This window comes from Providencia rettgeri (assembly GCF_013702265.1).
GTDB lineage: Bacteria > Pseudomonadota > Gammaproteobacteria > Enterobacterales > Enterobacteriaceae > Providencia > Providencia zhijiangensis.
The window spans coordinates 1,640,374-1,661,108 of sequence record NZ_CP059348.1 but is presented as its reverse complement, the minus strand read 5'-3'; the positions used below and the strand labels follow the sequence as shown (position 1 = coordinate 1,661,108).

At 41.5% G+C, this 20,735-nt stretch carries 20 protein-coding genes; 7 read left to right on the top strand and 13 right to left on the bottom strand.

Annotated elements, in window-relative coordinates; translation table 11 throughout:
• The first annotated feature begins 221 nt into the window (after positions 1 to 221).
• The 5 genes from yajD to H0913_RS07470 all read left to right on the top strand — a co-directional run bounded on the left by yajD (position 222) and on the right by H0913_RS07470 (position 2,499).
• Positions 222 to 569, top strand: a complete 348-nt coding sequence (gene yajD, locus H0913_RS07490) for an HNH nuclease YajD (RefSeq protein WP_154604173.1) — start codon at positions 222 to 224, stop codon at positions 567 to 569.
• A 446-nt stretch (positions 570 to 1,015) separates the two neighbouring features.
• Positions 1,016 to 1,288, top strand: a complete 273-nt coding sequence (locus tag H0913_RS07485; protein ID WP_181478383.1) for a DUF1778 domain-containing protein — start codon at positions 1,016 to 1,018, stop codon at positions 1,286 to 1,288.
• A 21-nt stretch (positions 1,289 to 1,309) separates the two neighbouring features.
• A complete protein-coding gene (locus tag H0913_RS07480; RefSeq protein ID WP_220127912.1) occupies positions 1,310 to 1,810 on the top strand; it encodes a GNAT family N-acetyltransferase in 501 nt (166 codons plus the stop codon).
• 143 nt (positions 1,811 to 1,953) lie between these two features.
• Entirely contained in the window at positions 1,954 to 2,190 is a 237-nt protein-coding gene (locus H0913_RS07475) for a type II toxin-antitoxin system CcdA family antitoxin (protein ID WP_154604175.1), read from the top strand.
• A gap of 66 nt (positions 2,191 to 2,256) precedes the next feature.
• Positions 2,257 to 2,499 (top strand): CcdB family protein, encoded by a 243-nt coding sequence (locus H0913_RS07470; RefSeq protein WP_232368841.1) that lies wholly within the window; start codon positions 2,257 to 2,259, stop codon positions 2,497 to 2,499.
• A 117-nt stretch (positions 2,500 to 2,616) separates the two neighbouring features.
• Here H0913_RS07470 and H0913_RS07465 read toward each other — a convergent pair whose 3' ends face one another.
• The 12 genes from H0913_RS07465 to flhD form a co-directional block, all read right to left on the bottom strand.
• On the bottom strand, positions 2,617 to 3,261 hold the full coding sequence (locus H0913_RS07465) for a protein phosphatase CheZ (RefSeq protein ID WP_154604177.1): 645 nt from the start codon (positions 3,259 to 3,261) through the stop codon (positions 2,617 to 2,619).
• A 24-nt stretch (positions 3,262 to 3,285) separates the two neighbouring features.
• Complete coding sequence (cheY, locus tag H0913_RS07460) at positions 3,286 to 3,678, bottom strand: chemotaxis response regulator CheY (protein ID WP_036951481.1); 393 nt, start codon at positions 3,676 to 3,678, stop codon at positions 3,286 to 3,288.
• Between the two features lie 42 nt (positions 3,679 to 3,720).
• The gene (locus H0913_RS07455) at positions 3,721 to 4,788 is read right to left on the bottom strand and encodes a protein-glutamate methylesterase/protein-glutamine glutaminase (protein WP_154604178.1); all 1,068 of its coding nucleotides are present in this window, start codon (positions 4,786 to 4,788) and stop codon (positions 3,721 to 3,723) included.
• Positions 4,785 to 5,624: a CheR family methyltransferase gene (locus tag H0913_RS07450; protein WP_154604179.1), complete on the bottom strand. Its 840-nt coding sequence runs from the start codon at positions 5,622 to 5,624 to the stop codon at positions 4,785 to 4,787. The genes H0913_RS07455 and H0913_RS07450 overlap by 4 nt, the downstream gene beginning before the upstream one ends.
• A 158-nt stretch (positions 5,625 to 5,782) precedes the next feature.
• Positions 5,783 to 7,348, bottom strand: a complete 1,566-nt coding sequence (locus H0913_RS07445; RefSeq protein WP_154604180.1) for a methyl-accepting chemotaxis protein — start codon at positions 7,346 to 7,348, stop codon at positions 5,783 to 5,785.
• 112 nt (positions 7,349 to 7,460) lie between these two features.
• Complete coding sequence (locus H0913_RS07440) at positions 7,461 to 9,146, bottom strand: methyl-accepting chemotaxis protein (RefSeq protein ID WP_154604181.1); 1,686 nt, start codon at positions 9,144 to 9,146, stop codon at positions 7,461 to 7,463.
• A 120-nt stretch (positions 9,147 to 9,266) separates the two neighbouring features.
• Positions 9,267 to 9,764 carry a chemotaxis protein CheW gene (cheW, locus tag H0913_RS07435; RefSeq protein WP_006662059.1) on the bottom strand — a complete coding sequence of 166 codons (498 nt, stop codon included), beginning with the start codon at positions 9,762 to 9,764 and terminating at the stop codon, positions 9,267 to 9,269.
• A 79-nt stretch (positions 9,765 to 9,843) separates the two neighbouring features.
• Positions 9,844 to 11,985 carry a chemotaxis protein CheA gene (cheA, locus tag H0913_RS07430; protein ID WP_181478379.1) on the bottom strand — a complete coding sequence of 714 codons (2,142 nt, stop codon included), beginning with the start codon at positions 11,983 to 11,985 and terminating at the stop codon, positions 9,844 to 9,846.
• A gap of 92 nt (positions 11,986 to 12,077) precedes the next feature.
• Complete coding sequence (gene motB, locus H0913_RS07425) at positions 12,078 to 13,013, bottom strand: flagellar motor protein MotB (protein ID WP_154604183.1); 936 nt, start codon at positions 13,011 to 13,013, stop codon at positions 12,078 to 12,080.
• Between the two features lie 6 nt (positions 13,014 to 13,019).
• Positions 13,020 to 13,907: a flagellar motor stator protein MotA gene (motA, locus tag H0913_RS07420; protein WP_181478378.1), complete on the bottom strand. Its 888-nt coding sequence runs from the start codon at positions 13,905 to 13,907 to the stop codon at positions 13,020 to 13,022.
• 96 nt (positions 13,908 to 14,003) lie between these two features.
• The gene (gene flhC, locus H0913_RS07415; RefSeq protein WP_154604184.1) at positions 14,004 to 14,594 is read right to left on the bottom strand and encodes a flagellar transcriptional regulator FlhC; all 591 of its coding nucleotides are present in this window, start codon (positions 14,592 to 14,594) and stop codon (positions 14,004 to 14,006) included.
• Complete coding sequence (gene flhD, locus H0913_RS07410) at positions 14,591 to 14,941, bottom strand: flagellar transcriptional regulator FlhD (RefSeq protein ID WP_036951507.1); 351 nt, start codon at positions 14,939 to 14,941, stop codon at positions 14,591 to 14,593. The genes flhC and flhD overlap by 4 nt, the downstream gene beginning before the upstream one ends.
• A 1,629-nt stretch (positions 14,942 to 16,570) precedes the next feature.
• Between flhD and H0913_RS07405 the strand changes: the two genes are divergently transcribed.
• Together H0913_RS07405 and cycA are read left to right on the top strand one after the other, a co-directional pair.
• Positions 16,571 to 17,002 carry a hypothetical protein gene (locus H0913_RS07405; RefSeq protein WP_154604185.1) on the top strand — a complete coding sequence of 144 codons (432 nt, stop codon included), beginning with the start codon at positions 16,571 to 16,573 and terminating at the stop codon, positions 17,000 to 17,002.
• A 350-nt stretch (positions 17,003 to 17,352) separates the two neighbouring features.
• Positions 17,353 to 18,753, top strand: coding sequence for a D-serine/D-alanine/glycine transporter (cycA, locus tag H0913_RS07400; RefSeq protein WP_154604186.1), 1,401 nt, complete (start codon positions 17,353 to 17,355; stop codon positions 18,751 to 18,753).
• 109 nt (positions 18,754 to 18,862) lie between these two features.
• Here cycA and putP read toward each other — a convergent pair whose 3' ends face one another.
• Positions 18,863 to 20,347, bottom strand: coding sequence for a sodium/proline symporter PutP (gene putP / locus H0913_RS07395; RefSeq protein ID WP_154604187.1), 1,485 nt, complete (start codon positions 20,345 to 20,347; stop codon positions 18,863 to 18,865).
• Positions 20,348 to 20,735 lie beyond the last annotated feature (388 nt).

Below are 20,735 nucleotides of genomic sequence, written 5' to 3'. Positions count from 1 at the left end.
AATGGTGGAAAATAGACGTACTTCGCAGGGGTTTTTTGGCTATTGAGCAATATGGCAACAACTTTGCGAAGCGCTTCGCAAAGAGGTAAATGAAAGGTAAAAAGAGAGAGAGTAAAAAAGGACGACCTAAAAAATCACTTCCTATAATACCCACGCCGTAAAATGGGGTATATTGATAACATCAATGTAAAACACTCTATTTATAGCAGGTGATATTCGTTATGGCTCTGATCCCTAAAAACTATGCTCGCTTAGAAAGTGGCTACCGTGAAAAAGCACTTAAAATTTATCCATGGATATGCGGGCGCTGCACGCGGGAATTCGTTTATTCGAATCTGAGAGAATTAACCGTTCATCATATCGATCATGACCATACCAATAACCCTGAAGATGGCAGTAATTGGGAGTTATTGTGTCTCTTCTGTCACGATCATGAACATTCTAAGTATACAGAAGCCGACCAGTATGGAACGAATGTGGTTGCGGGTGAAGATGCACAAAAAGATGTGGGTGAAGCCACTTATAACCCATTTGCAGATTTAAAAGCGATGCTAGATAAAAAGAAATAATCGCATCCGCATTTTGTTCTCGCAGGTTTGAAATGCTATTCAAGCCTGCGTTTCTTCCGACTGTTAGCCTTGCCTTTCCAGCCTTCGTCTCTCTATTCCAGCATTATAATTTCATTTTTCGGCACGCTATCCCTCCATTCATCAGCAATTGCAGCTTATTGCATACCCTCTGCGAAGCGCTTCGCAAACCCAAATAAACACATTCGATCTGTTTGTGGCTCTATATAAAACTACCTGTGAACAAAGCTAACCACGTATAAAACCACATTGCGTATTTCTTTTAGTTTGGTGTTCAAAATCTAGTTGAACTTACCTCAGTGTACATTTATCATTCAAGTACGGTGCAAAACCGTACAATATGAATGTGATGGAATGATAACCCAGTAAAGGGTTATTGAACGTCTGAACATGAAAAACTGACCGCTATTTAGGCTAGGAGAAATACCATGTTAGCCCCCAAAACCAAACGAATCGACTTAAGACTTAATGAAGAGGACAAAAATTTGATTGAAGAAGCTGCAGCAATTACCAACCTGTCTATATCTCAGTTCATGATTAGTATTGCATCAGAACGAGCCAGTGAAATTGTCAATCACCATCGACGCCTCATCCTGAATGAGCATTCATGGAATTTAGTTCAAAATGCTATCAATAACCCACCAACTGTAAATAACCGCTTGAAGCAAGTTGCCAAACGTCTACAAGACACGGAGGAATAAGTGAAGGACTTTAAAATCGCGATGTATTCAGAGGAAATCGACTATGATTTAACACATTTTGATTGCGGTGAGCCCTATATGAATACGTTTCTCACCGAACATTTAAAACGGCAGCATAAAAACCAAATTTTACGTGGGTATATGCTGTTAACCAAAGAAGAAAAGCCGCGTGTAATGGGCTACTACACCTTATCAGGGAGTAGTTTTGAAAAAAGAATGTTGCCAAGCCGCCAGCGACAAATAGCAGTGCCTTACGAAAATGCGCCCAGTGTCACGCTCGGTCGTTTGGCCATTGATAAAAGTATTCAACGACAAGGTTATGGTGAGTTACTCGTTGTTCATGCAATGAGAATTGTCTATCAAGCATCGCATGCAGTGGGTATTTACGGCCTATTTGTCGAGGCCTTAAATGATAAAGCCAAACAATTTTATCTCAGACTCGGTTTTATCCAATTAACAGGAGATAACGCTGATAGCTTTTTTTATCCAATAAAGTCCATTGAAGCGCTTTTTGATATGTAAAAAGAGAACAGAGTGTCTGAATTTTTCAATAAATGGAGGTAAATTGATTCTCCGCTCAAAATATATGCTACATTTACCCGTGTTCGAGCACGCGTACTCAGATGCATCAGTAAATTTAGCATATATATCAAAAAGGAGTTGCGATGACGGTAGCCAATAAAATGAAAAAGACGGTGAGTGTGACAGTCTCCCCTGAACTTTATGAACAAGCGAGAAAAGCCAATTTAAATTTCTCCCTCGTGTTATCCAATGCTTTACTGGCTGAACTCAAAAAACTTGAGGCGTTAAAATGGAAAGCGGATAACCAAGATGGTTTTCAGGAACTCAATAGGATCAGTGAAGAATATGGAATTTTTTCAGAGGAATATAAGGAGCTTTAATGCAATATTGTGTCTATCAAGCTAAAAAAGAGCTAACCAACTATCCTTATCTTTTGGATGTACAAAGTGTACATTATTGATGACCTAACAACACGCCTAATCATTCCTTTATTTGATACACGTCATCTGCAAGCTGCCCTGCCGATTCGACTTAACCCAATTATTGATATTGAAGGGCAACCCTTTGTACTTATGACTCATTTGATGTCTGCCATCTCTAAATCCATGCTAGGAAAAGAGATTATTTGCATTGAGTACCAAAGAGATAAAATCAAAAGTGCGATAGACCTACTGGTCGATGGGTTTTGATTAAAAATCGCTAATAAAATAATGATGCACAACTACCCTAAATAATTTGAGCCATAGCAACAAGGCAAACGCAGCCAATAACGCTATAGCTCAAAATATCACGAAGGAGCGAACGAATTAGAAACCTAACTCATCTAACAGATCATCTACCTGTGACTGTGATGCCATCACATTCACACCTTCTTTATTAATCTGAGGACCGTTGAGCAGGCTTTCACTTTGAGTCTTCACTCGCATTTCTGGTGGTGTATTTTCCATCAGCAACGCTAATAGCTGTTTCTCTGCTTCTTCAACCACTTCCATCATTTTTTTGACGACTTGACCCGTTAAGTCTTGGAAGTCTTGCGCCATCATGATTTCTAGTAATTCAGCTTTAGTCACTTCGCTATCTTGGATAACTTGTCCCAAAAATGCTTGAGTGGAGCCGCGTAACGCTTCGGAGACTTCACCGGATGCTGCCTCTTCCCACTGTTGCTGCAACGCAATCGCATTTTTGTTCATTTCCACTTGCAGCGGCTTGATGACATCAATACCGTTGAGTGTTTTCTCTGCCGCTTGGGCAGTCATTTGGGCAATATAACGCAGGCGATCTTTACCGTCTGGAATACTTGCTACTGCCTGCTGAACACTTTTCTCAAGACCCAACTCACGCATACTTTCACGTAAGGTTCTCATCAGAGTTCCAATGCGTGTAATGACGTGTTTTAGATCTTCGTTGCCAGTGCCACTACGGCTGCCATTCATTGCTACTTGTTCAATCATCACTGTCTCCTTTACCGCCCGCGATTATTGCAGCCCCATTTTTTCAAATACTTTATTTAATTTTTCTTCGAGGATAGCGGCGGTAAACGGTTTCACAACATAGCCGCTTGCGCCGGCTTGTGCTGCCGCAATGATGTTTTCTTTCTTCGCTTCTGCAGTCACCATTAAGACGGGGATATGTTTTAGTGCATCATCACCACGAATGGTTTTAAGTAACTCTAAGCCATCCATGTTTGGCATATTCCAGTCTGCAACCACAAAATCAATATTCCCAGCACGGATTTTCTCGAGGGCATCAACGCCATCTTCCGCTTCTTCAATTTTGTTAAAACCAAGTTCTTTTAATAAGTTACGGACGATGCGACGCATAGTAGAAAAGTCATCGACAACCAGAAAGCTCAGATCTTTAGCGGCCATAACCACTCCTTCAAAAATACAATGATAAATAAACTGTCACCACTAAACGGTGACAGTAGAAAGTTTTGTTAATACGCTAGGGGCAATTTTCAGTAGATCCAGCACTTCATCTGCCGCATTCATTTCGATTGCGGCACGCGGCATACCAAATACTACGCAGCTGCTTTCGTTTTGAGCGTAAGTGAAAGCCCCTTGTTGACGCAGGTTGAGTAGGCCTTTGGCACCATCCATTCCCATCCCCGTCAACAAAATACCAATACATTTACGTCCGACATGCTTAGCGACTGAGTCAAATAGCACATCAACGGAAGGACGATGGCGGTTAACCGGCTCGCTCTGCTCCAACACCACTTGGTAGCCTTTGCCTTTATCGGCAATCAGCATATGTGAATCACCCGGCGCGATATACGCGCAGCCTTTTTGTAAAACTTCGTTGTGCTCTGCCTCTTTAACTGTGAGTGCACACAGTTTATTTAAGCGTTCAGCAAAAGAGCGGGTGAAGCCTGCAGGCATATGCTGAGTGATCACCACAGGAGGGCACTCTCTAGGCAGCATCTCTAAAAATTGACGGATTGCTTCTGTTCCACCGGTTGATGCGCCCACTGCTATCACGCGGTTGTTGCACACGTATGGCGTCAGCGGTTTAGCAAGAGTTGTTGGTTCAGCTGCTTTTTTCTCTGTGCGAGCAAAACGGTTACGCTGCGACATTTTAGACATCGCCGCTGCGCGAATTTTTTCACCGATCATATCGCGATAACTCATCATGGTTTCGCGAATACCAATCTGTGGTTTTGTCACAAAATCCACGGCACCCAGCTCTAAAGCCTTTAATGTCACTTCAGAACCTTTAGAGGTTAATGTGGATACCATGACCACCGGAATTGGATGTAGCCGCATCAATTTTTCTAAAAAATCAATGCCATCCATTCTCGGCATTTCAACATCGAGGGTGATAACATCTGGCTCCAGTTGCTTAATCAAATCCCGAGCAACATACGGATCTGGCGCCGTGTCGACCACTTCCATATCAGAGTGACTGTTGATAATTTCACGCATCAATTGGCGCATTAGTGCAGAGTCATCGACGCACAATACTTTTATTTTTTTCATTGTCCTCTCCTCGCCGACGCTAAGCTGTAGACAGTCTGCCCATTGATCACGAACTGTTTTGTCAGTTGCGAAATATTTTCAGAGTGACCAATAAACAATAAGCCATCCGGCTTGAGCAGTGGCGCAAAGCGCTCTAGCAGTTTTATCTGCATTTCCTTGTCAAAATAAATCATGACGTTACGACAAAAAATCGCATCGAAGCGATGTTGTAATTGCCAATCGCCTTCCGTCAGGTTTAAGTAACGAAACTCAATCATGTTGCTAAGTGCGGGTTTTACGCGAGCAAACCCTTCGTATTCACCCACCCCTTTCATGAAGTAGCGCTGCCGTTGCAATGCTGTCAGGGTTTTGAGCTCTTCGATTCGATAGATACCTTGTTTCGCTTTCTCTAATACTTCCGTGTCAATATCGCTGGCAACGACCTTGGCATTGATGGCGTTGGCTCCCAGAACATCACTCACTGTCATAGCGATAGAATAAGGTTCTTCCCCTGTCGAAGAGGCCGAACACCAAATATTGATATTGCTATTTCGGCGGCTTTTTAAAAAATCCGTCAATGTCGCAAAGTGGTGAGGCTCTCGAAAGAATGCCGTTAAGTTTGTGGTCAGAGCATTGATGAATGCTTGCCATTCCGCATTCAACGGTTCACGTTCTAACATTCGTAAGTAGTCAGAAAAATTGTCGATATTACAGTCACGTAAACGCTTTAATAAGCGGTTATAGACCATATTTTTCTTATTCATCGTAAGGACTATTCCAGACTTTTTATGAATAAATCGACAAACCCGACCAAACTCGTCATCAGTCAAAGGTTCTATCTGTGGTACTAATAGCATCGTACTTGTCGTCCTATTCAATAAAAACCGGCGAGGCAGCCGAAAGTGGCTGCCTAACTATCATCATCTAACTTGTGAATTGTCTAACTAACCGTCTCACCCTAACTCACGTTATCTAGATTGAGACTTCATTATTCACGCTATTGCGTGGATCCCCATTACCGTCTAACTCGGGTGGATTGTTCTGGTAATTCGAAAAATTCCACTGTCTCGACCAGATTATTGGCTTGGTCTTCAAGTGCCGCTGTTGCACTCGTTGATTGCTCTACTAATGCAGCGTTTTGTTGTGTAACAGAATCCATTTGGGTTACCGCAATCGCGACTTGCTCAATACCTCGGCTCTGTTCATTCGATGCAGACGCAATGTTGCCCATCAATTCGGTCACCTGATTAACGGCGGCAACCAATTCATTCATGGTTTGACCTGCTTCATTCACCAACTGAGAGCCCTGGTTCACACGTCCAACTGACTCGTCAATCAAGCCTTTGATCTCTTTCGCCGCTTCAGCGCTTCGCTGCGCTAATGCGCGAACTTCACCTGCAACTACCGAGAATCCACGACCTTGTTCACCCGCACGCGCCGCTTCTACTGCTGCATTCAATGCAAGAATATTGGTCTGGAAAGCGATACCATCAATAACACTGATAATGGCGCTAATTTTCTGAGAGCTGTTCGAAATTGCGGTCATGGTGTCAATCACTCCTTCCGTGATTTCACCGCCTTTGGTCGCCGTACGCGATGCAGTTACAGCAAGTTCGCTAGCTTGACGGGCGTTATCCGCGTTTTGTTTCACCGTCGCCGTTAATTCTTCCATGCTCGCCGCAGTCTCTTCTAACGAGGCAGCCTGCTGTTCTGTTCTTGATGATAAATTATTATTCCCTAAAGCAATCTCACGAATACCCGTATACATTTGGTCTGTATTAGAACGAATAGAGGTGACGGTTTTTGCCAGTGACTGCTGCATGACTTTTAATTTTTCGAATACATCACCGATTTCATCACGGAAGTTAATTTCAATATTCTGATTTAGTTTCCCTTCCGCAACGTGCATAAAGTGCTCACTCATGCTGTTTAATGGTGAAATGACTTTGCGTTTTAACCATAGGTGTACAACGGCAATCACACCGAAAATAATGATAATAACGGTGAAGAATGAGCCCCATGCAAATTGGTTATAAAATCTTGCATCCGCAATAGAAGCGTTGCTTTCGTCGTTTAAAACAGAGAGGTAGTTATTAATAACACTGATTAATTCATCTTGGTTTTGTTGTGCTGGCAGATTGATATAAGCTGCAACATCGTTGTTATCAAGATTGCCTTTCAATGCATTTAACGTGACGACGAAGGCATTAAATTTCTCTTCCAATGCCGCTAAGTTTTCTTTTTCGCTTAGCACTGGCTGAGTTTTGAATTCGTTATACGATTTGTTAGCTGAAACTAAGTAGTTATCGAAAACAACACGGGTTTCTTCGATTAATGGGACGTGGTCGCCCACTTTCATCAGTAAGGCAATTTGGGTCAGGCTATTACGCGCCTGCATTAAGTTTTTACTGGTCTCTTCCAGTAATGCGCGTTTTTTAGAACCCATATCGATTCTTTCTAGCGCTTTTAATTCGCTGTTAACGATACCGACAGAGACGCCGCTTGAGGTTAACTGCATACCACAAAATAAAATCAGGAGTAAGTATAAGCTCACTGAAATTCGGATATTCTTTCCTAACATATTTAATCCCCTACTTATGCCAGCCAAAAGTTTGGCCCTTTTTTAATTATCGAGCTTAAACATATAAAAGCGCTGCGAGAGAAACTCTCACAGCGCTCGAACAGATTTACCCTTAAAAGGTTTCCCAGTTATCGTCATCTTTATGATTTTTCGATGCGATTTTGGATAAATCTGGTGTTTTAACAATATTAGATACTGTTCTTGGTGCAGGTTGTGCGTTGCGTACTTTTGCTTGATCCATTGCAGGTAAACGGAAAATGGAGATCAACTGAGAAAGCTTAGCGACTTGCTCTTCCAGTACATTTGCAGCAACAGCGGATTGCTCAACGAGTGAGGCGTTTTGCTGAGTCACTTTGTCCATCTCTTCCACGGCAATACTCACTTGAGCAATACCTTTGCTCTGTTCATCAGACGCGGTTGCGATGTGCGTCATGATGTCAGTAACACGTGTGACTGAGTCGACAATTTTTGTCATTGTTTCACCAGCATCTTCTGCTTGGCGAGCCCCGACGTCTGTTCTAGAAACAGAGTCTTCAATCAAGCCTTTGATCTCTTTTGCTGCATCTGCACTGCGTTGAGCAAGGCTACGAACTTCATCGGCAACCACCGCAAATCCTCGACCATGTTCACCTGCACGCGCAGCTTCAACGGCAGCGTTCAGTGCAAGAATATTGGTTTGGAAAGCAATGCTGTCGATAACCGCGGTAATATCAGAGATTTTTTGTGAGCTATCGGCGATGTTACGCATGGTATGAACCACGTTAGACACCACTTTGCCGCCTTCTTTTGCAATAACAGAAGCTTGGCTTGCAAACTCACTGGCTTGATGAGCATATTCAGTGTTTTGCTTAACGGTTGCTGTCAGCTCACTCATGCTAGCAGACGTCTCTTCTAAGCAAGCCACTTGCTGCTCAGTACGTGAAGATAAGTCATTGTTACCCGCTGCGATTTCAGTGGTACCTTGATAGATAGTTTCACTACCATCCAGTACACCACGAACCGTATTGATCAGCTCTTGTTGCATGTGCTGAGCACCGCGCGCAAGTTCACCAATTTCGTTGTTCGCTGAGGTATCAATTTTTGGTGTTAAATCCCCTGAAGCGAACACTTTAATGCGCTCGATCAGCGTATTTAATGGCTCAGTGATCCCTTTACGCACATAGCGATAGCTAATCACGCTGATCACTGCTAACAGTACCGATAAAATAACCAGCAAATACAGAGCTTGGCGGTAATTGGATTCTGCATTCACGACTTCATTTTCAAAATCTGAAGAAATTTCAGCAAAATAGAGACCGAATTGCTCTTCAAATTTGGCTTGTAGCCCTGACGTTCTATGCGCATAGAAACCGTTTAAGTCCCCTTTCTCTGCATATTCTGACAGTTTGGTTAATGCAGTACGGTAATCCTCATAGGATTTCAGTAAGTTATCAAATAACCCCTTATCCACCTCTGCGTTTGCCATCAACTTTCTGTAGCTGTCATACGCTTCATCGGCAGCTTTAAATTTACCTTTTGCTGAAGCAATAAGATCCGCAGCAGAGGCATCATCTTTAATGCTTAACTCTTCTAATAAATACGCGTTAATAGAGCGGTTTAAGTCAGAACGAGCTTGCAATAAGTTAACCCAGCTTTGAGTCAGAACGAGTCTTTGGCGTTGGAGAGAATTCAAATAATTAATACTGTCGCTGTTATCGCCGAGTTTGGTAAACATCAAACCACTTGATACCAGCTGCAATAAAATAAATACAAAAATAACGGACAAAAGTCCTGATACGATTTTAATTCGACTGTACATGGTGTTTTACTAACATAGTGTTGTTGTAGTTTGGATATCGGACAGTTGCTCAAAAACTTTAGTCATACGCTTACCATTTTTGAGCAAATTATCAGCGTATTTAACGCATCTAATGACACGTTATTCCGCGATATTGTCGATTAACGCCATCTCTTCACTGGTCAATAATTTTTCAATATCAACCAGAATCAACATACGTTCGCCTACCGTTCCTAACCCGGTCAGATACTGAGTGGATAATGTCACCGCGAAATCTGGCGGCGGTGCAATTTGTTCTTCATGCAGCACTAGCACATCAGAAACACCATCAACCACAATTCCCACGACACGATCTTTTAAGTTCACAACGATGACAACGGTGTTGTCGTTGTAAACCACATTTTCATGGGAAAACTTAATGCGCAGATCGATGATCGGAATAATGACACCACGCAAGTTGGTGACGCCTTTAATAAAGTCAGGGGTGTTCGCGATACGAGTCACTTGCTCATAACCACGAATTTCCTGCACTTTTAAAATTTCGATTCCGTACTCTTCTTCACCAAGCGTAAAAATGAGGTAGCCTTCGCCATTCTTTTCTTCTTCAAGCTTGTTTAAATCGTCATCTAACATAGACATGGTATATAACCTCTATTTAGTGCATTACTGGTTGAGAAACAGGCTGTTTCTTATTAATCAAAATGTTGTTGTTCATTCTCTACAATTCTGCGACGTCTAAAATCAGCGAAACAGAACCATCGCCCATGATGGTGGCAGCCGAAATTCCCGGAATTTTGCGATAATTACTTTCGATGTTTTTCACCACGACCTGCTGCTGCCCCACCAGCTTGTCAACCAATAAAGCAAAGCGATGCCCCGCATTTTGGATGATCAGCGCAATACTATTGGCGAGATTTGGTTCGGCGTTTTCGATAGAAAAGACGTGATGCAATTCGACCAGTGGTAAATATTCACCGCGAACGAGCAGCATTTTTTCTTCACCTGCGAGGCGATAGATATCCTCTGGCCGTGGCTGTAATGTGCTAATAATCGCGCTAAGTGGAACGATAAATACATCGTCAGAGACTTTGACTGACATCCCATCAAGAATGGCTAAGGTTAATGGCAGTAAAATACGAATAATGGTGCCTTTACCCTCCGTGAAGCCGATTTGAATGCGCCCGCCCATGTCTTGAATGTTTCGTTTAACCACGTCCATTCCGACACCTCGGCCTGATACATCAGTCACGACTTCGGCGGTTGAGAAGCCCGGTGCCATGATCAACATCGCAACTTCGTCATTGGTCATGCCATCGTGAACATTCATGCCTTGAGAGCGAGCTTTAGCCAGAATTCGTTCGCGGTTTAGCCCGGCTCCATCATCGCGTACTTCGATGCAGATATTGCCGCTTTGATGCGCCGCAGACAGCGTCAATGTTCCCGCTTCAGGCTTACCATTTGCCAAACGAACTTCTGGTTTTTCAATACCATGATCGAGACTGTTACGGACAAGGTGATTGAGTGGATCGACGATGCGTTCGATAAGGCTCTTGTCTAATTCAGTTGAGCTACCTTCCACTTTCAGTTCGATTTTCTTACCCAGTTTAGAGGCAATATCGCGCACCATACGTGGGAAGCGACTGAAGACATAATCCATCGGCATCATACGAATAGACATGACTGACTCTTGTAGAGCCCGTGAGTTACGCTCTAATTGAACGATAGAACTGAGTAAATCTGCATATTCGTTTTGGTCAACTTGTTGGCTATGCTGAGTTAGCATTGACTGGATGATCACCAGTTCGCCCACTAAGTTGATCAGTTGGTCAACTTTTTCAACGGCAACACGGATACTGCTTGAATCCCCTTTGGGCTTCGCTGCAGCTGCTTTTTTAGCAGCAGCGGATGACGATACAGATGATGGCGTTGGCGCTGTAACAGGTGTCGGTGCCGCAACCGCCACTTTAGGCAATTCAACTGGCTCGGTTGGTGTTTCAACCATTGCCGCCAACTCTTCCACCGTTGCTTCCAGTTCTTCGAGAGTTGCAGCAACTTTACTTTTCTGGTTACTACCTTGTGTTGCACGCTGGCACTCTTCAAAACTGATTTCGCTATGCTGGATTTGAGACTCATCCACGACGAAACACAGCACACCACAAATATCGTCGATATCCGTATTGGTACCTAGCCACGCTTTTAAGCTGGAATCACTTTTTTCAGAGCCAAATAAGCTACCGAATAAGCCTAATTCATCTGCTAATACATCCACTTCCGTTGATTTCAGACCGTTCAACGTAATGATGAAATAGTGAGAGAATTCGTTATTTGTCAATGCGGCATGAGTTTGCATCGCGGTTTCTGAGGAAGGCTCATCCGTCGCAGCATCGTCATCTACAACATTGTCATCCACAGCATCGTCAGTCTCTTTGGTACTCGCGTTAACAATCGCGGCAACCTCTTCCGGGCCAATCTCGCTGACATCATGTTCAATACTTTTGAGCACATCACAAATGCGTTTGAATGTCTCATCATCTGGTAATGAGTCATTTTTATAGGCATCCAATTGGGACACCATCACATCTTTTGCATCTAAGAAAACGTCAATAATATCTGGCGTTAATGTCAGCTCATCGTGACGTGCCTTATCGAGCAAGTTTTCTAAGGTATGTGTGGTATTTTGCAGATGAGTGAAACCAAAGGTTGCCGCCCCACCTTTAATTGAGTGGGCACTACGGAATATGGCATTGAGCTGCTCGCTATCTGGGTCAATAGGATCAAGCTCAAGCAAATGCTGTTCCATATCCCTAAGCAACTCATCGGCTTCATCGAAAAATGTTTGATAAAACTCGGTAATATCCATGCTTTTTATCCAATTTCGCTTAAGTTTCACTTAACACTGACTGCCGGATAAATCCGGCAGTAGTGAGATTCGGGTGATTATGGTTTTTGTCATCACTGTTTATCGGGTGACTTTGTCACCTTCACAGTTACGACATCACTGTTTGCCGGTATTGGCACATCTTGTGGGCCTTTTTTCAGCACATCGTTAATCGGTGTTGCGCCATCGTATTCATGTAAAATTTGATTTGTTTCATCTTCATTCAATACGATGATGCTGATCCGCCGGTTGACGGGTGCTAAGCCGTTTTCTTTGTCTAGATGGATGGATGAAGCCATCCCCACTACGCGTAAAACTTTGCGCTCATCCATTCCCCCCATGATCAGCTCACGGCGAGAAGCGTTGGCTCTATCGGATGAGAGTTCCCAGTTGCTGTAATAGGCTTCGCTGGCATACGGCAAATCATCCGTATGTCCAGAAATACTAATGCGATTCGGAACATCATTGAGTAGTGGTGCAATCGCGCGCAGAATATCGCGCATGTAAGGTTCAACGGTGGCAGAACCGACTTTAAACATAGGGCGATTGGCGCTATCTACGATTTGAATTCGTAAACCATCGTTGATCATGTCAATCAACAAATGGGGTTTTAATTCATTCAAACGCGGGTCTTGTAAAATCGCTTGCTCAAGATTTTCTTTTAATTTTTCAAAGCGATAATTTGCATCACCGGAAATGATGTTATTTGGCTCTGGCATCACGTCGCCATCACGAAAAATCGGATCTTTTCCACCGCCGGGAATGGGGTTAGTGGCATCTCCGCTTTTCGTTCCTGGGTTGATGGCAGTGCTGAGCGGAGTACGAAAATACTCCGCTATCTTGGTTAATTCTTGAGGACTGGAGATGGAGATCAGCCACATAACCAGAAAGAATGCCATCATCGCAGTCATAAAATCAGCGTATGCGATTTTCCATGCACCGCCGTGGGCGTGCTGCTGATGACCGCCTTTTTTCTTAACACGAATAATTTGAGGGCCATTGGCTGCCATTAGCGATTACTCCTCAGTGGTTTCTGTTGCGCGATTACCGACTTTGACTTCGCGGACTTTATCTTCCAGCTCAAGGAATGATGGTCTATCAACGCTAAATAAGACTTTACGACCAAACTCAACCGCAATTTGAGGCGCATACCCTTGCAACGAAGAGAGGAAAGTAACTTTAATGCACTCCATCATTTTTAATTGTTCGCTACTGCGCTGACGAATCAAACTAGCCAGTGGTAAAATAAAACCATAAGCCACTAAAATACCGAGGAAAGTTCCTACCATTGCATGTGCAATCAAGGCGCCCAATTCACCCGCTGGTCGGTCTGCAGCTGCTAGCGCATTTACCACCCCCAGAACGGCCGCCACGATCCCAAACGCAGGCATGGATTCGCCCACCATGTTCAAACCGGATGCTGGTACTTCGTTTTCTTGACGAAATGTTTCTAGCTCTTCATCCATTAATGCTTCGATTTCATGCGCTTGCAGGTTACTCGTCACCATTAAACGTAGATAATCCACGATAAACATCATGGCAGTTTGATCTTTGATAATGCGAGGATACTGGGAGAAAATCTCACTCTCTTGCGGGTTTTCAATATCTTTTTCGAGTGCAAGTAGGCCTTGTTGGCGAGATTTATTCAAAAGCTGAAATAACAAAGCCATTAAGTCCATTGACATGGCTTTGTTGTAAGAAGAGCGACGGAAGAGTCTTGGTAATACTTTACATAATGCAACGATGGCTTTACCACTGTTACCCACAACAAATGCGCCTAAACCAGCCCCCAAAATAATGACAAATTCAGCTGGTTGGTACAGCGCGCCAAGATGACCACCGACCATGACATAGCCACCGATAACGGCAGCTGTAACAATGATATATCCGATGAGTATTAACACAGTATTCCCTTTCACTCCGTTGGTTAACAGATGGCAGTCAAAGGGAATATGAGGAAGGACAGGCAATGAAATTGCCTGTAAACCAAATTAATCCAATTACATTACCGCTTTGGTAATGCCATCTTGTCGATATTCCGTAATATCGGCGAGATGCTCGGAAAGTTTACGTTTTTTTATTGCTCGTGATGGAGGCTGGCACAAGCTGCACGTAAAGCTATTTTCAGGAATGTGGGCATAGGTGATAAATGAACCACTACAGCAATTGCAATCGGAGCTTTGCAACATACCACTTTCCACAAAACGAACTAATGTCCACGCTCGGGTTAATGCCAAAATTGGCTCATCTCCTGCATTAGGTGAACACTGCTCTAGGTAGAGTCGATAGGCTTTGAGAATAGCATCAACCCCTTCGCATTGACCGGTTTGCAGTAAAAATTGATAGGCGTTATAGAACATGGATGAGTGAATATTTTGTTCCCATGTCATAAACCAATCGGTTGAAAAAGGGAGCATCCCTTTTGGTGGTGGGCAACCTCTGAGTTCTTTGTATAAACGCACTAAGCGTCCACGACTAATTTGAGTTTCGCTTTCCAACATCTGCAGGCGAGCCCCAAGCGAAATCAATTCCATTGCCAAACGAATATCATTAGCTTCCTTGACGATACTTTTCTCAGCTACGCTACTCATCTTTTTCTCGCTATATCTGAATCGGACTCATTATGCGTTTGCAATAGTCGGGTCGAAAGGAGGATACCCGTATGAATTTGCTGCAATTCATCAACTCGAGAATCTCGGGTAAGCTTCTCAATCGTGTCGCTGTTTTCAAATCTAAATTGACAGATTAGCTGATTTGTTTCCGCTAATTTAACCAATTGAGGTAAAGAAAGTTCTGCTAAAGTGTTCGCCATCGAATCGGAAATTCCGAGACGGAACATGGCAGTGGCTTTTTCCTGGGCGATAAGCTTTTGAGCTAAAAGCAAATATGAAAGATTAATATCGTATATATGCTTCAGAAAATCAGTGGTAGAGCTCATTTTTTTATACCTTTCGAATAATTATTAACATCTGCATGCAGAAAGAACAAATATCAATTTGAGCCGAATGTGTTAACCAAAGTTTTAAATATGAAAATAATTAAAGCTGGATAGTGTAGTCCATTACTATCCCATGAGGTCCATTGAAATACCCAGTTTGGAGTATATAAACACACAGGTTCAAACTTAAATTAAATATATTTCCTGATTACCTACAACAATAACGAGTGGCTAAAAAGTTAGCATTTCTTGTAAATCTCAGAATATACCGATTTCATTATTAGCCGTTAATTATTATGCACCACTAAATTAACTATTCAAGACACTTATGTTTCTTTTTGGTCTATCGGGATAATTATCCATCTATATATTAGCAATTCTTTATTACAACTATATCTTAATCCTACTTATCTCAAATATTCACAACATTTAGATTTATACTAAGTCAAATGCTAGCATTTTAAGTAAAAAATTCACCCATATGAGGGAATTTATAAGCAATAAACACCAAGCATAACGAAAGAACCTACATATTGATCTAAATCAATCTTTCTTACTCCCGCAAAAATGCAATTTGTTTAAAGGCTTAGTAATATCGGTAACTTAGGAATAAAAATTAAACATTATTTTTCAATGTGTTTAATCAAAACCACAAATCTTAATCAAATTAATTCAATTTTTTCTCGACTAGATTAAAGTTAAATTTGTCATACATATTATTATTCCACAGTAATTTTATATTAATTAAATTTAACTGTCTTATTATTAACCAATGACAATAACATTAAAAATTCTAATTAAGCCCATTTTATACACAGGCAATACCATTAAAGATTTCAGATAAAATTGTCATGAATTCTCATCGAGTATTGCCATATTAATAAGCAAGATTGTTATTTTTGTATGACAAACTCATTTTAATTAAATTAACTTTTCAAACATTTGATTAACCTATTTCGCTATTGTTTTTTGTATAAAAAATTCAAGCCATAGCATTAGTTAGCGCACTGAGTTATTGATAAAAGGAAAAAATAAAAAAACTAAGCACCATTCTGCTAGCGAATTTATAAACAATAAGATGGTCATCCAAGTTCACTACATATATGTGTAAATACGACTGCCCTGCATCGAAAATATGACTTATGTAAATAAGTAATTTAACTTATTATCCCCGCGTACATATCGCTGTTTATTTACTAGTTAGTAACTCAAAATGATGATACCGGAATGTTACTATATACTTTTATTTTAACAAATTACTTAACCACAACGACAAAATTACGTATAACTGCTTATTCGAATTAGGATGCATATGCGTTCTCATATGTTTTATTTAAAAAATTATATGGTGACTAAAAGGGTAAAATTGGCATATTGATACTGGGACAAGAGGTGAATAAAATATTGTTAAAACTGAGACTTGGTTCACAAAGAGGTAATGGGTTTACATGACTGTTTCATTATGAAACGCATCTATTCTTTAACCAATCAGACTTGTAGGTGGTAAAAAATGTTCAATCTACAAACTATCACTATCCGTTTTTCATTTTATTAACATGCTACTCATTGTCTATTCTGTGACGTTTTGTACTATTTATCTTATGAAGAAACTAATTTTTGAGGTTTACTATGTTTAATTATTTAGCAACGGTTGAATTTATCGAAGATGAAGGTGTATACGAAATTAATTTTTGTGACTTCCCCGATATTCAAGGTGTGACTTATTGCGCAGAAGATGTCGAATTAGAAGCTCAAGAAACATTGCTAGCCACGCTTTCTGAGCTGATCACATCAAGAAACCCTATTCCTCTTCCCCAAAATTCAGTCGCTGATGCGTTTGTTATTCATTTGCCTGTATTGAGCTGCTTAAAAATCGCACTGCACAATGCCATTCTTGAAACTCAAACCTCGCGCAGCAAACTTGCTCGAACACTCAATATCAGTGCCCAACAAATAGAACGGCTACTAGACCTTCAATACGCTTCAAAAATTGAAACCTTAGAACAAGCCTTATTTGTCGTGGGATATGATGTGAAAGTGACAGTTAGCCCTATCATTTAGAAATAGCCAATAAAGATAACTGTTAAAAATAAGAAAAACCGTGATATTTTCAGTTAAAAAACGAGCTACATCACCTTTATGCATTTCCCACACTACAACTGTCATTATTTAGAATGAAGCATTTGGTTCATTTCAACTTATTCTGCTATTTTTAATTTTAGGTTAATTTTTCGTTAATAGTGTTAATGACCTAGGTAGATCCGTTGGTTAAACCAGCGGTCTCTCAGCCATTTGTAAATTTTCTCTTACTCTAATTGAGATTTATGTCACAATATTTCGAGCAAACACAGCCTCAAACTTAAAAAAATAGTGTGGGCTAATATCACAATGACTATCGGATAAATAACAATATGGAAGAAAATGCAACGACAACCACCTCTCGGCCATCTTCTGACCGAAATCAACTAAAACGTAGCCTCAGTAACCGTCATATTCAGTTAATTGCCATTGGTGGAGCCATTGGTACAGGGCTATTTATGGGATCAGGAAAGACCATCTCCCTTGCAGGTCCCTCTATTATCTTTGTCTACATGATCATCGGCTTTGTGCTGTTTTTTGTCATGCGAGCCATGGGGGAATTACTGCTTTCCAACCTAGACTATAAATCGTTCAGTGATTTTTCTGCGGATTTAATCGGTCCATGGGCAGGGTTCTTTGTGGGATGGACTTACTGGTTTTGCTGGGTGATCACGGGAATAGCCGATATTATCGCGATCACCTCGTATGTCAGTTTCTGGGTACCTAATTTCCCAGAATGGGTGACTTCATTTATCTGTGTTGCCACGCTACTGACGCTTAACTTAGTTTCTGTTCGACTGTTTGGTGAACTGGAGTTCTGGTTCGCGATGATCAAAATTGTCGCTATTGTCACGCTAATTGCCGTCGGCGGTACGTTGATTGCGATGAATTTCCAATCACCGACCGGACACACGGCCTCTTTAAGTAATATTTGGAACGATGGTGGTATGTTCCCAATGGGGCTCAGTGGGTTCTTTGCTGGATTCCAAATTGCGATTTTCGCCTTTGTGGGAATTGAATTAGTGGGAACCGCAGCAGCAGAAACTCGTGATCCTGAAAAATCCCTACCAAAAGCCATTAATGCTATCCCGATTAGGATCATTGCTTTCTATGTATTATCCCTGATTGTGATTATGGCCGTTACCCCTTGGCGCACCATTTTGGCGGACAAAAGTCCTTTTGTGGAAATGTTCGTGCTAATCAGCCTGCCAGCTGCTGCCAGTATCGTGAACTTTGTGGTACTTACCTCTGCGGCTTCATCGGCAAACAGTGGTGTTTTCTCCACCAGCCGTATGCTGTTTGGGTTATCTAAAGAGGGAGATGCGCCGAAACAATTTAGTCAGTTATCGAAAAAAGCGGTACCTGCAACAGGCTTAATTTTCACCTGTATCTGCCTAAGTTTCGGTATTGTTTTGATCTACTTTATTCCCGATATCATGCATGCATTCACCTTAGTCACAACCGTGTCTGCGATTTTGTTCATGTTTATCTGGAGTATGATTTTATTAAGCTACCTGAATTTCCGTAAGAATCGCCCAGAAAAACATGCCGCATCTCGCTATAAGATGCCTTGGGGTATTTTTATGTCATGGGTCAGTCTTGCCTTCTTTGCTTTTATGGTTGTATTACTCGCGTTCCAACATGACACCCGACAAGCTTTAATTGCGACTCCACTGTGGTTTGTTATTCTGTTTATTGGCTACCAAGTCGTCAAACGCCGTAAACCGCGTTAATTATTTGACGGATACGCAATTAACAAACAAAACAAAAGGCTGGAAGGTTTCCCTTTCAGCCTTTTTACTATCTATAACTAGACCTATCTATAAAATCTAAATCTATCAATTATTTTGTATTGTATTCAGCTTCTGCTTCATCAAAGCGGGCTTGTGCTGCTGCACTTGGCGCCTTAGTTATCAAGCTGATAACTATGATAGCGATGGTCGCAAAAATAAAGCCTGGAATGATTTCATATAAACCTAACCATTTGAATTTCATCCAAACTAATACCGTTACCGCACCGACAATCATCCCTGCTAATGCCCCAGAACGTGTCATACGTTTCCACATAACAGAGAGTAAAACGACTGGACCAAACGCGGCACCAAAACCTGCCCACGCGTTACTCACCAATCCTAAGACTTTGTTATTTGGGTCTTGGGCAATATAGATTGCGATCGCCGCCACTAACAGCACCATTCCTCGCCCTACCCACACTAGCTCTTTCTGGCTAGCTGATTTACGGAAGAATGGCTTATATAAGTCTTCGGTTAATGCGCTGGCACACACTAATAATTGGCAACTTAATGTACTCATTACCGCCGCCAAAATCGCAGACAATAAGATACCTGCAATCCATGGGTTAAACAGTAATCCGGCTAATTCCATGAAAATACGCTCGTTATTTTTCATCACAGAGCCTGCTAATGCAGGGTTGTTTTCAAAATAAGCGATACCAAAGAAACCAACGGCAATCGTTCCACCTAAGCAAAGAGCCATCCATGTCATACTGATACGGCGTGCTGAACGGATCGTACGATGTGAATCTGCCGCCATAAAACGCGCCAGAATATGAGGCTGACCAAAATAACCCAGTCCCCAGCCTAGCAATGACAGAATGGCAACAAAGTTCATGCCCTTAAACATATCAAGATATTCAGGGTTTTTCGCTTTAATCACTTCAATCGAGGTATCTAACCCGCCGAGGGATAAAATCACGACAATTGGCGTTAAGATCAGGGCAAAAATCATCAACGATGCTTGAACAGTATCTGTCCAGCTTACCGCTAAGAAACCACCTAAGAAAGTATAAGCAATGGTCGCCAGTGCTCCTAACCACAGAGCTTTGTCGTAACTTATATTAAAGGTGCTTTCAAACAGCAAGCCCCCTGCGACAACCCCAGATGCACAATAGATAGTAAAGAAAACTAAAATAACAACCGCAGAAATAATACGTAAAATCTTACTATTATCTTCAAAACGACTTGTGAAATAGTCTGGCAGCGTTAAGGCATTATTATTTTTTTCAGTTTGTACACGTAAACGCCCTGCAACAAACAACCAGTTTAAATAAGCCCCTAAACATAAACCAATTGCAATCCAGCTTTCAGAAATCCCAGCGAGGAAAATAGCGCCTGGTAACCCCATCAATAACCAGCCACTCATATCTGAAGCCCCTGCAGATAATGCGGTTACCACACTACCTAAACTTCGTCCCCCTAAAATGTAATCATCAAAGTTTTTCGTTGAGCGATAGGCTAAATAGCCGATCAATAACATACCCGTGATATATACGATGAACATAATGATCATCGGAGTGCTTACAGTCATCCTGTCGTCTCCATAGTGCGTCTATTTTGTCGTTATCTTTATAATTTTCTTTGATAACTTTTAATCTCAAGGTGTTGCACTTAATTGCACAATTTTGCATTTTTTGATGCACACCTTATCTATGTTGTGATTGTTTGTGTTGCAATAACTCAATAACTTTGCCACATCATGCTAGACAGACTCAGATGCTTTTAACAAGAAATTAACTATTTTTTGTTCAATAAATAAAAGACACATCACAAATGTTAAACTTTTAAGTCAAATTCTTAATTAAGCGTTTAACTTGCCATCATCCTAAAACATAAATCAATATATTGATTTATAAGTGAATTATAAAAACCCAATCAATGAGCATCATAAATCACTCATAAAAATAAGAGTTGTTTCA

Bases quoted from the DNA above. Each gene is read 5' to 3' on its own strand.
- flhC (WP_154604184.1), bottom strand. From the start codon at position 14,594: ATGAGTAGCGTAGCTGAGAAAAGTATCGTCAAGGAAGCTAATGATATT.
- H0913_RS07405 (WP_154604185.1), top strand. From the start codon at position 16,571: ATGTTTAATTATTTAGCAACGGTTGAATTTATCGAAGATGAAGGTGTA.
- H0913_RS07465 (WP_154604177.1), bottom strand. From the start codon at position 3,261: ATGATTGAACAAGTAGCAATGAATGGCAGCCGTAGTGGCACTGGCAAC.
- H0913_RS07455 (WP_154604178.1), bottom strand. From the start codon at position 4,788: ATGAAAAAAATAAAAGTATTGTGCGTCGATGACTCTGCACTAATGCGC.
- flhD (WP_036951507.1), bottom strand. From the start codon at position 14,941: ATGAGCTCTACCACTGATTTTCTGAAGCATATATACGATATTAATCTT.
- H0913_RS07475 (WP_154604175.1), top strand. From the start codon at position 1,954: ATGACGGTAGCCAATAAAATGAAAAAGACGGTGAGTGTGACAGTCTCC.
- cheW (WP_006662059.1), bottom strand. From the start codon at position 9,764: ATGTCTATGTTAGATGACGATTTAAACAAGCTTGAAGAAGAAAAGAAT.
- putP (WP_154604187.1), bottom strand. From the start codon at position 20,347: ATGACTGTAAGCACTCCGATGATCATTATGTTCATCGTATATATCACG.
- H0913_RS07485 (WP_181478383.1), top strand. From the start codon at position 1,016: ATGTTAGCCCCCAAAACCAAACGAATCGACTTAAGACTTAATGAAGAG.
- cheA (WP_181478379.1), bottom strand. From the start codon at position 11,985: ATGGATATTACCGAGTTTTATCAAACATTTTTCGATGAAGCCGATGAG.
- H0913_RS07450 (WP_154604179.1), bottom strand. From the start codon at position 5,624: ATGCTATTAGTACCACAGATAGAACCTTTGACTGATGACGAGTTTGGT.
- cycA (WP_154604186.1), top strand. From the start codon at position 17,353: ATGGAAGAAAATGCAACGACAACCACCTCTCGGCCATCTTCTGACCGA.
- cheY (WP_036951481.1), bottom strand. From the start codon at position 3,678: ATGGCCGCTAAAGATCTGAGCTTTCTGGTTGTCGATGACTTTTCTACT.
- yajD (WP_154604173.1), top strand. From the start codon at position 222: ATGGCTCTGATCCCTAAAAACTATGCTCGCTTAGAAAGTGGCTACCGT.
- H0913_RS07480 (WP_220127912.1), top strand. From the start codon at position 1,310: ATGTATTCAGAGGAAATCGACTATGATTTAACACATTTTGATTGCGGT.
- motB (WP_154604183.1), bottom strand. From the start codon at position 13,013: ATGGCAGCCAATGGCCCTCAAATTATTCGTGTTAAGAAAAAAGGCGGT.
- H0913_RS07445 (WP_154604180.1), bottom strand. From the start codon at position 7,348: ATGTTAGGAAAGAATATCCGAATTTCAGTGAGCTTATACTTACTCCTG.
- H0913_RS07440 (WP_154604181.1), bottom strand. From the start codon at position 9,146: ATGTACAGTCGAATTAAAATCGTATCAGGACTTTTGTCCGTTATTTTT.